We start from the raw sequence: 14659 nt of genomic DNA on the forward strand, positions 1-14659 counted from the left end.
GGAGGATAGTATGAGCAATAGCCTTCCCATCCTGTCCCTGAACAACGTCAGCAAATCTTTTGTCGACGGATCAGGAAACCGGACAGACGTACTCGACAATATCAGCCTCGATGTCGCCGAGGGAGAATTCATAGCCATTCTCGGTTTTTCCGGTGCCGGCAAGACCACGTTGATAAATTGCATCGCCGGATTGGCGGAAGCCGATAGCGGTGATGTGCTGGTCAAAGGCGAACCTTGCAAAGGCCCGGGCAAGGACCGAGGCCTCGTTTTCCAAAGCTATTCGCTTTTCCCCTGGCTGAGCGTTGAAGCCAATGTCGCACTGGCGGTGGATGCGGTTCATCAGGACAAGTGCAGGGAAGAGCGCGCGGAGCTGGTAAAACAGAAGATCGAACTGGTTGGCCTCGACCACGCGATGGACCGCAAGCCGGCCCAGCTGTCGGGAGGCATGCGGCAGCGTGTCGCGGTTGCGCGTGCCCTTGCAATGGAGCCTGAAATCCTGCTGATGGACGAGCCTTTGTCCGCGCTCGATGCACTGACCCGGGCAAAATTGCAGGACGAGATCGAGCGCATCCGCAAACACGAAAAGCGGACGATTGTTCTGGTGACCAACGATGTGGACGAAGCGCTGCTGCTTGCCGACCGTGTGGCGATACTGACCCCGGCGCCATCTGCTACGATTGGCAAGATTTTCGATGTGAATATCGAGCGGCCCCGTGAACGCGAGGCAATGAATGAAAGTGCCGCATATAAAACGTTGCGGAACGAGATTGTTGGCTATCTGGACATATTGAGCAGCGATCAGAAAGCCGTTGCATCGGAATCGACCAGCCTACCAGATATCACGCCCCTCGACCTTTCAGGGGTACAGGACGGGAAGGATGCGGGTCTGCCGCAAGCCTATATTGATGCGGCACAGAGCCCGTTAACATCCCGCTATCTCGAGTTTTTCAAACTCAAGAAAATCTACCCAACGCCCAAAGGTCCGCTGACGGTGGTCGAGGATGTGAATATCCTGATGGACAAGGGCGAGTTTATTTCGCTGATCGGCCACTCCGGTTGCGGCAAGTCGACCGTGCTCACAATGGCTGCGGGACTGAACGAGATCAGCGATGGCGGGATCATTTTGGACGGACGGGAAATTGATGTTGCCGGCCCCGACAATCCTCGCCCGCGACGCTGACCGATACGCCATCACCATCTTCGGCGCCGAACCCCGGGTCAATTATGACCGGATCATGCTGTCTCCCGTTCTGGCGGGCGACAAGAGCTTCGAAGAAATCATCATCAATGATCAAAGCTGGTATGAGGATAACGGAATAGAATTGGTTAGCGGCGATGCTGTCATCGCGATCAAACGCGAAGCCAGAGAGGTGGTCAGTGCCTCGGGCCGGGTGACGCCTTATGATCGGCTGCTGATCGCCACAGGATCCGATCCGTTCATCATTCCGGTGCCAGGCCATAAATTGCCGGGCGTCATCACCTTTCGCGATCTCGATGACGTCGACAAGATGTTGACCGCAGCAGAATCCGGCGGGAATGTCGTTGTCATTGGCGGCGGACTTCTGGGGCTGGAAGCGGCGCACGGTCTCTCCCTGCGCGGGATGAAGGTGACCGTCTTGCACCTTATGCCGACCCTGATGGAGCGGCAGCTGGATGAAGCGGCAGGCTTTCTGTTGCGAAGCGAACTCGAACGGCGCGGACAAACGATCATTACCCAGGCCGATACTGCGGAAATATTGGGAGACAGCCATGTCACGGGCGTAAAGCTCAAGGACGGGACCGAAATTGAGGCCGACCTTGTTGTCATGGCGGTCGGGATAAAGCCGTCGACAGGTCTGGCCAAACTGGCGGAACTGGAGGTCGAGCGCGGCATAATCGTGGACGACAATATGGTAACCAGCGATCCGGTAATAGTCGCGGTCGGGGAATGCGTGCAGCATCGCGGCGCCTGCTACGGGTTGGTCGCGCCCCTGTGGGAAATGTGCCGTGCCCTGGCCGATTTTATGACCGATGATCCTTCCGGATATGCCGGTTCGGTTACCGCAACCAAGCTGAAGGTGTCCGGCATCAACCTGTTCTCCGCCGGTGATTTCTCGGGCGGTGACGATACCGAAGACATCGTCATGCGCGACGCTTCCCGCGGCGTTTACAAACGCGTGGTGGTGCAGGGAAACCAGCTGATCGGAGCTGTGCTGTACGGAGATACGGCAGACGGCAGCTGGTATTTCGATCTTCTGAAGCGCCAGGAAGACATATCCGATATCCGCGAAGCGCTTATTTTCGGCCAGGCTTTTGCTTCGGGAGGGGCCACGCTGGACCCTGACAGCGCCGTTGCAGCATTGTCCCTCGACGCAGAAATCTGCGGCTGCAACGGCGTAACCAAGGGACAGGTGGTCGCGTGCATCGATGGTGGAGCCAATGACCTCGATAGCGTTCGCGCCGGTTGCAAGGCATCCGCCAGTTGCGGTTCCTGCACCGGCCTGGTTGAAAGTCTGCTCAGCCTTTCGCTCGGTGAGGAATATGGCGGCGCGCGAACGGTTACGCCAATGTGCAAATGCACCAGTTTCACCCACGAAGATGTCCGGCGCAATATTCTAGAAAAAGAGCTGAAATCGATTCCGCAGGTGATGCAGGAGTTGCACTGGACCACGGCGGACGGCTGCGCCTCCTGCCGTCCGGCGCTCAACTATTATCTGCTGTGCGCCTGGCCCACGGAGCATGAGGAAGACCCGCAAAGCCGGTTCGTCAATGAACGGATGCATGCCAATATCCAGAAAGACGGTACTTATTCGGTGGTCCCCAGAATGTGGGGCGGGATAACGACGCCGAATGAGCTGCGCGCGATTGCCGATGCCGCCGATAAATATGAAGCGCGGCTGGTCAAGGTCACGGGCGGCCAAAGGCTGGATATTTTCGGTATCAAGAAAGAGGACCTGCCCGCTATCTGGGCAGACCTGAACGCCGCCGGGATGGTGTCCGGCCATGCTTATGGCAAGGCGCTGCGCACGGTCAAAACCTGCGTCGGCAGTGAATGGTGCCGCTTCGGTACGCAGGACTCGACCGGTCTTGGGATTAAGGCCGAACAGATGACCTGGGGCAGCTGGATGCCGCATAAATTCAAGATCGCCGTGTCAGGCTGTCCGCGCAATTGTGCAGAGGCATCGATCAAGGATCTCGGAATCATCTGTGTCGACAGCGGTTATGAGCTGAGCGTTGGCGGCAATGGCGGGATCCATCTGCGTGGCACCGACTTCCTGTGCAAGGTTGAGACCGAAGAGCAGGCGCTCGAATATATGGCCGCCTTCATCCAGCTCTACCGGGAGGAAGCGCGCTATCTCGATCGCACGGCACCGTGGGTAGAAAGGGTTGGCATGGACTATATCAAGGGCCGCATTGTCGAAGACGAGGCGGGTCGCAAGGAATTGCAGGAACGTTTTCTGTTTGCCCAGTCGGTGCATCAGAAAGACCCATGGGCGGAACGTGTCGCCGGGGCTGAAGGTCACCTGCACAAGCATATCGCCGAAATTCGGCCCTTTGCCGTTCTGGAGCCAGCATGATGGTAGATGCAAAATGGATCGATATCGGCCCGGTCGAACAACTGCCTGCCATGGGCGCGCGGACGCTGCCGGTACAAGGCGGCCAGGAGATAGCGATATTCCGCACCGCTACGGGCAGCATTCATGCTCTGGCGAACAAATGCCCGCACAAGGCCGGGCCGCTGAGTCAGGGGATCGTTCACGACACCAGCGTAACCTGTCCTCTACATAACTGGCGCATTTCCTTACTAACGGGCGAGGCATTGGGCGAGGACAAGGGGTGCGTGCCGGTGATCCCGGTCAAAATTGACGCGGGCCGGATTTATATCGAACGCGCTCCCGCCCTCGCTGGGGCCGTGTGACTCCGGTTCGCACCACTTGTCCCTATTGCGGCGTCGGTTGCGGCATCAAAGCCGAAATCACCGGTGACCGCGATGTGATCATCGCGGGTGACGAGGAGCATCCAGCGAATCTCGGCCGGCTTTGTTCCAAGGGAACGCATTTGGCGGAAACGGTCAATCTTGAAGGACGGCTGCTCCGTCCGGAAATAGACGGTGAGCCGGCGGAGTGGGACAAGGCGCTCGATCTGGTGGCCAATCGCTTTGCCGAGACAATCCGCGAGCATGGCCCGGACAGCGTCGCGTTCTACGTCTCCGGCCAGTTGCTGACCGAAGATTATTATGTCGCCAACAAGCTGATGAAGGGCTTTATCGGCAGCGCCAATATCGACACCAACAGCCGCCTGTGCATGGCCAGTGCGGTTGCCGCCCATGTGCGGGCGTTCGGCGAAGATGTCGTGCCCTGCAGCTATGATGATCTGGGAAATGCCGATCTCATCCTGCTCGTCGGGTCGAACACCGCCTGGTGTCATCCGGTGATCTGGCAGCGCATCGAAAAGGCGCGCAGCGAACGCGGGACGAAACTGGTGGTGATTGATCCGCGCCGCACCGAAACAGCCGAATGTGCCGATCTCCATTTACCCATCGCGCTCGACGGGGACGTCGCATTGTTCAACGTCTTGCTTGCCGAAATGATGACAAGGGGATTGCTGGATGAAGATTATTTGCGCGATCATGTGGCCGCACCGGCCGGATTCTGGAACGGGCTGAACGGTGATCCGGCAGCAGTGGGTATCGATCCTGATGTATTCGATCAGCTTGCCGATCTGGTGGCCGCCCATCCAAAAATGGTCACCCTGTTCAGTCAGGGTACGAACCAGTCGGCGGGCGGCACCGACAAGGGCAATGCGATCATCAACCTGCACCTTGCAACTGGCAGGATTGGCAAGCCCGGCATGGGGCCATTTTCGATCACCGGCCAGCCCAACGCCATGGGCGGGCGTGAGGTCGGAGGGCTCTCTTCGATGCTTGCTGCGCATATGGGTTTTTCTGATGCAGAATGCGAAGCCGCCCAAACATATTGGAGCAGTCCGACAATCGCTCGCAAACCAGGGCGCAAGGCTGTCGACATGTTCCGCGATGTCCATGATGGAAAAATCAAGGCGATCTGGGTCATGGCAACCAACCCGGCGGTCTCGATGCCGGATGCTGATTATGTCCGCGAGGCATTGAACCGCTGCGATTTTGTCGTGGTTTCCGATGTTATCGCCGAAACCGACACAACTGCCTATGCCGATGTGAAACTGCCGGCACTGGCCTGGGGTGAGAAAGATGGCACCGTCACGAACAGCGAACGTGTCATCAGTCGCCAGCGTCCGTTATTCGCTGCACCAGGAGAGGCCAAAGCCGATTGGTGGATCGTGCAGGAGGTTGCTCGCCGCATGGGATTTGGCAACGCATTTTCCTTCGACGGGCCGGCTGCTATCTTCCGCGAATATGCCGGGCAAACCGGATTTCGTAACGACGGCCAGCGCAAACTGGATATATCCGAATGGGCTGACACCCGCGATAACGAATATGACGACTGGGTGCCGAAAGCCTGGGGTGGTGCATCACCTTTCGCGGAGGGGAAATTCACCTCTGCCGATGGCAAGGCAAGGCTGGTTGCCGTTGCTCCTTCTTCTCCGGCGCCGGTCGATCGTGCATTCCCGCTCCGTCTCAATACAGGCCGCTATCGGGATCAATGGCACACGATGAGCCGAACGGGTCTCAGTCCGCGGCTGTCACAACATCGCCGCGAAGCGCTGGTCGAAATTCACCCGGATGATGCCAGCGAGCGCGCTATTGGAGACGGCAATCTGGCGCGTATTACCACCCCACAGGGTGACAGCATCTTTCGGGTGCAGATTACCGAGGCGCAACGCAAGGGCGAGATGTTCGTCCCGATGCACTGGACCGATCAGATGAGCGGCGGCGGTCGTGCCAACCGCTTGCCCGATCAAACGGTCGACCCGGTATCGGGCCAACCCGCATATAAAAACAGTCCGTGTAATATCGAAACGGTCGAATCGGAATGGCGGGCCTTTCTGGTCAGCAGCAAGCGGCCGGCATTGCCAGCCCTGCTGTATTGGACGAGCGCAAAGATCGCGGGCGGTTGGCTCACTGAAATGGCGGGCGCGGGCAATATTGACATGGACGGACTGCTGCCCGTTGGCGACCGTCTCGAGGCGGTAGACATGAAACGCGGGATGCGCCGTATCGCCGTGCGCGATAACGAAGGCAGGCTGGCGGCAGCACTTTTCCTAACGCGCAACGGTCAACTTCCATCACGGGAATGGATTGCGGCACAATTGGTCAGCGAGGAACAGGCGGATGCCCACTCCTTGCTCGCGGCGCGCCCGAAACTGGCCGGGCCGGACAAGGGCGCGATCCTGTGCGTGTGTTTCAACATCGGCGTTAAACAGATCATCAGCGCGATTGGCGAGCAATCGCTCACCAGTCTGGAAGATGTCGGAACGGCACTGAATGCGGGGACAAATTGCGGCAGTTGCCGACCCGCGCTTGCCAGATTGCTGGCGGAAACACTGGAACCGAAATTGGAGGCCGCCGAATGAGTGATACTGTCATCCCGCCCGGAACCATATGGCTAGTCGGCGCAGGCCCCGGCGATCCGGACCTGTTGACCCGCAAGGCCGAGAAACTGATCCGCGCTGCCAGCGTCATTTTCTACGATGCGCTTGTCGGCAAGGGCGTGCTGGAACTGGCGCCACAATCCGCGCGGCTTGTTCCTGTCGGCAAGCGATCTGGCCGCCATTCCAAAGACCAGCGCAGCATCAACGACATGCTGGTTGACGCCGCATTGGCGGGAGAACGAGTGGTTCGCCTGAAAGGCGGCGATGTAGGAATTTTTGGCCGCGCAGCAGAGGAAATGGATGCGCTGGCGTCACATGGCATCGCCTGTCATATCTGCCCCGGCATAACCGCCGCCTCAGCCGCCGCTGCAAGCGCCGGAATATCGCTGACCTTGCGCGGTCTCGCCCGCAAGCTGATATTTGTAACCGCTCACGCAAAAGCGGGTGAAGAGCTCGATCTAGATTGGCAGGCGCTGGCGGATCCCAAGGCAACGCTCGCAATCTATATGGGCAAGGCGGCCGCGGGAACCATTTCACGGCAGCTTGTCGACGCCGGTTTGCCCGGAGACACACCCGTGCTTCTGACAGAAAACGCCAGCCTGCCCGAAAAGCGCCAGTTCAGCACGCGCCTTGATCTGTTGGCGCTTTCAGCGAAATCGGCCCTGGGAGATGGTCCCGCCCTGATGCTGATTGGCGAAGCGGTGCGACTAGGTCGAAGGGCAAGTGATTCAGGTTTCTCATATGCAGGGTTACCATCGCAAAGAGCAATATTCTGTCATTGACGACGGTGCGGTGAGCAACGTCCCGGTTGCAAGCAAAGTGCCGACAGCGCCATTTGTGCCAGTTGCGTTCATTTTAAACGGAACTCGTGGTGTTAATGATCGGTCTAAAGATCTTTCAGCATATGGCGAGGCACCTTGTTCATGGCCGATCGTGGTAGCGCATCGACAATCTTGAGATATTCCGGCCTTTTGAATTTTGCGATACCGTGTTCATTCATAAAATCTGTAAGGTCTTTGAGGGTAATTGTCTCGCCGGACATCGGTACGACCACGGCACAGACTTTCTCGCCCAATATACTGTCCGGTTTACCATATACCGCTGCTTCGAGTATCCGGGGATGCGATTGCAGAATCCCATCAAGCTCTTCAGGCGAAATGTTCATGCCTCCGCGGATGATCAGATCTTTGCAGCGCCCGACAAACCGGTAATATTGATTTTTATCGCCGGTAATTTCAAACAGGTCTCCGCTTCTGAAATAGCCATCGGGCGTAAAGGCTTCTGCATTGTCTTCCGGTGATTGATAATATCCGTCGAACACCGTCGATCCGGCGATTTCCAGTTCGCCGGGGACGCCCGGCTCGGTGATTTCTGCACCGCTGTCCTTGTCGATCAAGCGGGTATCGATGCGATCACCAATGCCCGTCGACCAGCTGAATTCGGGTCTTCCAAATCGGGGGAAGCAGGTCGCGCGGTCGCTCGTATCGGGGACGTCGACGGGTGTCCCAATCAGGGCCATGCCCTCATTCGATCCGAACAGATTGAAAATGTCGATCCCGAAAGTCTCGGTAAACCCTTGCACCATCGCAGGGTCCAGCGGCGCGCTACCGGAAGCAATCGTCTTTACGCTTTCGAGAAACCCGGCCGCCTTGATCATGTCTTTTTGCAGAAGAAGTTTGCTCAATATCGCCGGTGGAGCGATCGTATAAGCGCACTGCTCGTCTTTCAGCTGTTGCAGATATGCCGCCGGCTCAAACGGATGGTGCAGGATCATTTTTGCCTTTGACTGGAGCCAGAGGAAAAGGAAACCACCTATCGCAGCCATATTGATGAACGGGAAAGGACAAAGCATTGCCGCGCCGGTCGGGAGCTCTACCGGCTTTCCGCACATGACGCTGGATGACAACCAGTGATTGTGGCTGCGCGGTACGCCCTTTGGTCGTCCGGTGGTGCCGGATGTCCAACAGATTGTCAGTATATCATCAGCCGAATGGGCGAGCCCGTTCCGGTAATCCTGATAGGCTTGCGTCACGTCAGCCTTTGACCCTGTCGCATCGCTATCGGAAGTGAATAGCAGCGGTGTACAACTGTCTGGCAAAATATCCAGAATCGGTTCTGCGAATGGAGCGCCGCGAAAATCCGTGAACGCGATATAGGCGCTGGGATCAATGGTCTGGGTAATATGACTGACTTCAAATGTTCCGTATTGAACCGCCATTGGGCTGACAATCAGTCCAAGCCTAGCGGCGGCCAGATAGACAAGGATAATCTCGACCGTATTGGGCAAATGGACAGCGATGCGGTCCCCCTGGCGCAATCCGGCCTCGAAATATCGCGATGCCAGCCGGTCGGCCAACAAATCGATTTCGCGAAAGGTCAGGCGTCTCGGGTCGCCGTGAACCAGATCGCCACGGTTGCTCGGATCTATCAATGCAAGATCGTCTGGATGGGAAGCCAGCGCGGCGGAAAATATCTGGTCGAGAGTCGTGTTGCCCCACCATCCGGCCTGCTTCATGGCAGTGATTTTCTCACATGATGACGTCTGCATATATCCCCTCACTTGTTTAATCATACTTGGTAGAATTGCTATGCGGGAGTGTCAAGTTATGGCGCGGCAGCCCAATTATAACTTGTATAAACATACTATATGGGATTATGATCTAATCAGTCGGTTAAACGACTCTCAAACAGATTATGCTCAGGAGGCTAAAATGAATGCACCCTTCAAGGAACCCAAAGCACCGTTCGGCCATGCTTATGGTGAAATGATAACTGGTCCATTTGCCCCGGTTCCGGATGAATCCGTGCTCACCGATTTGCCGGTTGAAGGAGAAATCCCTGCTGACTTGAACGGTGTCTATCTCCGCAATGGGCCAAATCCGCGCTTTGAACCACAAGGGGCCTACCATCCGTTTGATGGTGACGGAATGCTCCATGCCGCGGAATTTAGAAATGGCAAGGTGGTCTATCGGAACAAATGGGTGCGGTCCGAAGGCTGGCTTGAAGATGATGCAGCCGGGGAAGAAACCCACTGGGGCATTCGGCAGACGTTAAAAGGCCGGACCGATATGGTGCTGGCCGATGCTGCCAATACCGATGTTCTGGGGCATGCCGGCTATGCCGTGGCGACTTGGTATCTTTCGGGAAAGCCGCATATCATTGATCCGATTACGCTCGAAACAATCGAGGCTGCGGAATATACCAGCGCACCGGGCAACGGGATTTCGGCTCATGGCAAGGTCGATGAATATACCGGTGAACTGATGTTTTTCGACTATTTTGATTATGCACCATTCATGACCTACAGCGTTGTAAACCGGGAAGGAAAGCTGGTTCATAATGTTCCGATAGAATTGCCTGGGGACCGTCTGCCGCACGATATGGGAATCACGGAACACTATTCTATTTTGCATGATCTGCCCGTCTATCATGATGAAGAAGCATTGAAGGCCGGACGGCACAAGATTCGGTTCAACTCCAAAATACCAACGCGCTTCGGCGTTATTCCCCGGCACGGGGCATCCGATAGCATCAAATGGTTCGAATTCACGCCATGCTTTCTCTATCATGTGGTCAATTGCTGGGAAGAGGGCGATGAAGTGGTCATGGTAGCCTGCCGCTTCATGCCGACGATGAAGGAAAATGGCGAATATGACGAGGCGCGCACTGCGAGGATGATCGCCGAGCTTGGCATGTATAGCCGCTTGTGGCGGTATCGGATGAATATGAAAACCGGCGAGACGCACGAAGAATGTCTGAATGCCGATCATAATGTAGAATTTCCCAGCTATCACACCGCTGAAACAGGGCGACATACAAGCTGGACCTATGTGGTTGATCATAATCCTAACACTCTGCACTGGACCGGTATTCGCAAGCTCAACACCGATACGGGGGAGAGCGCCGGAGAGTGGTCGGACGGACATGACGATTGCTGGTATAGCGAGCCCTGGTTTGCGCCGGCCGATGATCCGCAAAGTGAAGATCATGGTTATGTAATTACCTTTGTGTGGAATGAGAAAACCAGTGTGCAGCAGCTACAGGTGTTCGATGCGCTGGATCTCAACAAGGGGCCGATTGCCCGCGTGACGCTTCCCCGGCATGTCCCGGTCGGTTTTCACGCGTGCTGGATGAAGCCGAGTCAGATTGCCAACTGGAACTAAATGCCGGTCCCGGTAGAGAGGTCGCGACATAGCGGCAAGATCGCTGGATAATCCAGGCTGTTCGAGATTATTCTTGGCAGTCTCGAGCGCGCCTATCTGGAAAGAACGGTAACGACGGTCACGCCTTCTTCGACATGGAGAAAGCCTCCGCCGTTTTCTGCGACACCAAGTCTGGCCCCTTCAACTTGCCGTGCACCGGCCTCGCCGCGCAGTTGCAATACCAGTTCCTCGAGCTGCGCGATTCCGGTTGCGCCGACAGGGTGACCTTTTGACATCAAACCGCCGCACGGGTTCACCACCACGGATCCGCCCAGCTTTGTCGCGCCGCTGGCGGTGAAGGCACCGCCTTCGCCCATCGGGCAAAGCTGGAGGTTTTCAATCTGTTGTATCTCGGCAAAGGCGCTCGCGTCGTGCAGTTCCACGACGTCAATATCCGCCGGGTCCACACCGGCTTGCGCATAGGCTATCGTGGCAGCACGCCGGCCTGCATGCTGGGCATAATCGGTCATCTCGCGCTTTTGTGCGGACGCTATGCCGACCCCCTTGATCTCGACAGCCCGTTTTTTCTGGTCGTCGGTGAGGGCGCTGCCCCGCGCCAAAATGACAGCAGCGCCACCGTCGCTTATCGGTGCACACATCGCCCGCGTGAATGGCCAGACGATCTGTTTGTCCGCCAGCACCTCTTCAACCGACATGTCTTGTCGATATTGCGATTTGGGATTGAGCGTAGAATGAAAATGGGCCTTGGCTGCCGCTGCTGCCAAATGTTCCTGCGTGGTGCCGAAAGTTTTCATATGCTGACGGGCCATGGCTGCATAGACGTCCATGAAGAAGCTGCGTTCCGCTGAATTGTCAGCGCTCTCGGGAATGATGTCCCTGCCGATGGCGGACATACGCTCCGCGGTCTCGTCTACGATTTCAATATCGGTGCCGCCCATGAAAGCGGCGAACATTTTTTCGCGCCGGTCGGTAAAATACATTTTCTCTACGCCAACCGCCATCGTAATATCCGCCTGACCCGCGCGAATATGGTTGGCAGCGTTAAACACCGCACTTGATCCACTGGCGCAGGCATTCTCGATATTGAATATCGGCACACTGGGGAGTCCAGCCGCGCCAAGCGCAATCTGGCCGCGGATGGTGTTTTGTCCCTCCAGCATAGGCTGGCGCGTGTTCGAAAACCAGGCGGCCTCGATCCGGTCGGCTTCCAGTCCGGCATCGCGCAGGGCATCTGATACGACTTCGGTGGCGAGCATTTTCACGGATTTTTCTGGCCATTTCCGGAATGGCGTTGTTGCAGCCCCGATTATGTAAATATTGTCTTTCATGATCTAACTTGTATAAACATACCATTGTATATGCAAATCCTATTTGGCTCTTTTTCTCTGGCAATTTCCGTATGCGGTAGATCCAGAGGCAGGGAATTGACTATTGGCAATTCGGAGCCTCGTCCCATATGGTATGGCTACGAGAGCCAGTCGCTAAACTTTGAAATTGCCTCCCAATAACGGTTATTGAGAGACACTTAGGCAAGATCTGGATGTTTCGGCTCCGCCGACCGACAAGAATGAAGGACAATGTAGCTTTGACACAAAAATTGGTTCCAGCTTGTTCCATTTGGCGCGCTCTGGAAGTGGTCGGGGATACACCGACACTTTTGATCATCCAGAGCTATTGGCTTGGTGCGCGTCGGTTCGAAGAGTTTAGAAAGCAAACGGGGTTGCTCAAGGCGCTGGTCAGCAACCGGCTGAAGAAACTTGTCGAGGAGGGCTGTTTCAAGAAAGTCGTCTATTCGGAGCGACCGCTGAGATACGAATATGTTGGAACCGAGAAATTACGTGACCAGTATAAGCTTTCTCTTGCGATGCTACACTGGGAACGGAAATGGTTTGACGGGACCAATGAGCACAAGGTCCACATCGAACTGCGGCACAAGAATTGTGGAAAGGTTACTGATCCAGCACCCGTATGCAGTTGTTGCAGATCAAACGTCAAGGCGCGGGAAACCGACTGGCGCCTGGGGCCTGGTGGCGGCGAGATGGTCGCGGAATATGGTCGCCGGCGGCAGGACGCGTTCAATAAGGGGCGGCCACATACCGCTCTTTTCGACAATTTCAGCTATGTCATCGGAGACCGCTGGCGGTCGTTGATCATTCGCTCGATCTTTCGAAATCTGAACAAATATGACGAGATATTGGGCGACACCCAAATGGCGACGAATATTCTGACGGATCGCCTAAAAAGCCTTTGTGAAGAAGGGTTTCTGAAGAAGGAACAATATCAGTCGAATCCCAAGAGATTCTCCTACAAGCTGACCGACAAGGGGCTTGATGTCTATCCGGTGATGATGTTGATAATGGAGTGGGGTGATAAATGGTATCCCGATCCAAAAGGGCCGCCGCTGCTGTTGACCCATCGTCCGTGCAACCATCCGTTGCAGATCGATATGGCATGTTCTGCCTGCGGTGAATCGGTCGATCTGGGTGATCTGGACTATCAAATTCTCGAAGAAAAAGAGGGGACATCTGACAATATGTTAACCTCGGCAGCAGTTTGATGTTTGGGAATAGCGGGAAAGAGATGTTTGTAATCTGTCACCGGCGAGCCCGGTAAACGGGCAGCGTCAGCTTTCAGCATCCTGACGACCTGCCGCCGCTATTCAGCCATCAGATGCTCGGCAATAGCCTGGTAGGCTGGCAGCGACGTTGCATCAAAACTTCCATTCGTGGCGACCGGGTGGGAGGCGAATCTGACAATCACCATTTCCGCTGCGGGATCGATATAGATGGTCTGGCCATGGATTCCCCGTGCCGTATAAGCGCCATGGGCATTTTGGGAAACCCACCATTGATTGCGGTAGCTCCAGCCAGGCAATGTGGCATATCCCGCCTTGGCAAAATCCGATTTGCTCGCCCCGGCCCGCATATCTTCAACAACCGACTTGGGCAGAATCTGTTGGCCATTGAAGAATCCGCCCCGTCGCATCATCTCGCCAAAGCGGGCCTGATCACGCAACACCGCGTTAAACCCGCCCGCTGCAAAACCAGTGCCGGCGGAATCAATCAGCATATAGGCATCCATTTCTGTGCCCAGTTTGCGCCAGATATGCGTTTCCAGCGCCGCGACCGCCGTTTGTCCGGTTACACGCTGGATCAGCCAGCCCAGAACTTCGCTATTGACCGATTTGTAAATAAATTGCCCGCCATGCTCGCCTTCCTTTTTCAGCGTCGGAAGATAATCGTAAAATGTCTTCTTTCCGTCATATCCAGGCGGTGGTGGCAGGATACCGCCTGCATAGGAAAATTCCCAGACATCGGAATTCGGGTCGGCATATTTTTCGGAATAGCTGATCCCGGTCGTCATATCGAGCACTTGTCTGACCGTTGCATCGGCAAAAGCAGAACCCCGCATTTCGGGGATATATTTTGTGACCAGTGCGTCTGGGTCAAGCTTCCCTTCGCTGATCAACATCGCCGCAAGCGTTCCAAAATAGGATTTTGTTACGGAGAAGGACATGTGCGGCAAGTCGGGTTTCGCGGCACCGAAATAACGTTCGTAGACGATCCGTCCCTTGTGCAGCACGATGATCGAGTCGGTATAATTTACCTTGAGCGATTGTGCCCAGGTCATGCTCTGGTCACTGCCAAGCGGCAAAAACTGCACGTCATCAAGATCAGATCGCTCTGCTCTCGGCAATAGCGATACCGCGCCATTGCCTCTCGCTACATTTTTGGTCGGCACCAGTTCGCGCATATGGGAAAATGACCAGCGCGACTTCGGGAATTGGTAAAACCCCATATCGCCATGACGGACGATCTTGTCGGGTGGAACCGGATCGCCTTGCATCCATCCCATGGTTACCGGATCGGAATCCTCCGGTCGCTGATCGGTAGATTGTGCAAAGCTGATTGTCGAGGCACATAATGCAAAAATGGCCATGCCCGAACTGATAATCCGTTTGGTCATGGCCATTTCTCCTTACTGTTTTC

At 55.9% G+C, this 14659-nt stretch carries 10 protein-coding genes; 7 read left to right on the forward strand and 3 right to left on the reverse strand.

All coding sequences use genetic code 11. The features are described from left to right. Window positions 1-10: 10 nt before the first annotated feature. The 5 genes from ACN0VD_RS06335 to cobA are packed head-to-tail and all read left to right on the forward strand — an operon-like array spanning window position 11 to window position 7289. Complete coding sequence (locus ACN0VD_RS06335; protein WP_417592786.1) at window positions 11-1180, forward strand: nitrate ABC transporter ATP-binding protein; 1170 nt, start codon at window positions 11-13, stop codon at window positions 1178-1180. Next, window positions 1110-3557, forward strand: a complete 2448-nt coding sequence (nirB, locus tag ACN0VD_RS06340) for a nitrite reductase large subunit NirB (RefSeq protein WP_417592788.1) — start codon at window positions 1110-1112, stop codon at window positions 3555-3557. Before ACN0VD_RS06335 ends, nirB begins: the two co-directional genes overlap by 71 nt. After that, window positions 3557-3898, forward strand: a complete 342-nt coding sequence (nirD, locus tag ACN0VD_RS06345; RefSeq protein ID WP_173205622.1) for a nitrite reductase small subunit NirD — start codon at window positions 3557-3559, stop codon at window positions 3896-3898. Before nirB ends, nirD begins: the two co-directional genes overlap by 1 nt. Then, window positions 3895-6489, forward strand: a complete 2595-nt coding sequence (locus tag ACN0VD_RS06350; RefSeq protein ID WP_417592790.1) for a molybdopterin-dependent oxidoreductase — start codon at window positions 3895-3897, stop codon at window positions 6487-6489. The genes nirD and ACN0VD_RS06350 overlap by 4 nt, the downstream gene beginning before the upstream one ends. Beyond that, on the forward strand, window positions 6486-7289 hold the full coding sequence (gene cobA / locus ACN0VD_RS06355; RefSeq protein WP_417592792.1) for a uroporphyrinogen-III C-methyltransferase: 804 nt from the start codon (window positions 6486-6488) through the stop codon (window positions 7287-7289). The genes ACN0VD_RS06350 and cobA overlap by 4 nt, the downstream gene beginning before the upstream one ends. A gap of 104 nt (window positions 7290-7393) precedes the next feature. Here cobA and ACN0VD_RS06360 read toward each other — a convergent pair whose 3' ends face one another. Further along, a complete protein-coding gene (locus ACN0VD_RS06360; RefSeq protein WP_417592794.1) occupies window positions 7394-9055 on the reverse strand; it encodes a class I adenylate-forming enzyme family protein in 1662 nt (553 codons plus the stop codon). Between the two features lie 163 nt (window positions 9056-9218). On the opposite strand from ACN0VD_RS06360, the gene ACN0VD_RS06365 reads away from it, so the two are divergent. Then, window positions 9219-10670 (forward strand): carotenoid oxygenase family protein, encoded by a 1452-nt coding sequence (locus ACN0VD_RS06365; protein WP_417592796.1) that lies wholly within the window; start codon window positions 9219-9221, stop codon window positions 10668-10670. A gap of 92 nt (window positions 10671-10762) precedes the next feature. Here the strand turns inward: ACN0VD_RS06365 and ACN0VD_RS06370 are convergent, their stop codons facing one another. Next, window positions 10763-11998 carry a thiolase family protein gene (locus ACN0VD_RS06370; protein WP_417592798.1) on the reverse strand — a complete coding sequence of 412 codons (1236 nt, stop codon included), beginning with the start codon at window positions 11996-11998 and terminating at the stop codon, window positions 10763-10765. Window positions 11999-12255: 257 nt separating this feature from the next. On the opposite strand from ACN0VD_RS06370, the gene ACN0VD_RS06375 reads away from it, so the two are divergent. Further along, window positions 12256-13227, forward strand: coding sequence for a winged helix-turn-helix transcriptional regulator (locus tag ACN0VD_RS06375; RefSeq protein WP_417592800.1), 972 nt, complete (start codon window positions 12256-12258; stop codon window positions 13225-13227). Between the two features lie 98 nt (window positions 13228-13325). On the opposite strand, the gene ACN0VD_RS06380 is transcribed toward ACN0VD_RS06375, so the two are convergent. Continuing rightward, a complete protein-coding gene (locus tag ACN0VD_RS06380; RefSeq protein ID WP_417592802.1) occupies window positions 13326-14636 on the reverse strand; it encodes a serine hydrolase domain-containing protein in 1311 nt (436 codons plus the stop codon). Between the last annotated feature and the right edge of the window lie 23 nt (window positions 14637-14659).

It is taken from the genome of Parasphingorhabdus sp., from assembly GCF_048267785.1.
GTDB lineage: Bacteria > Pseudomonadota > Alphaproteobacteria > Sphingomonadales > Sphingomonadaceae > Parasphingorhabdus.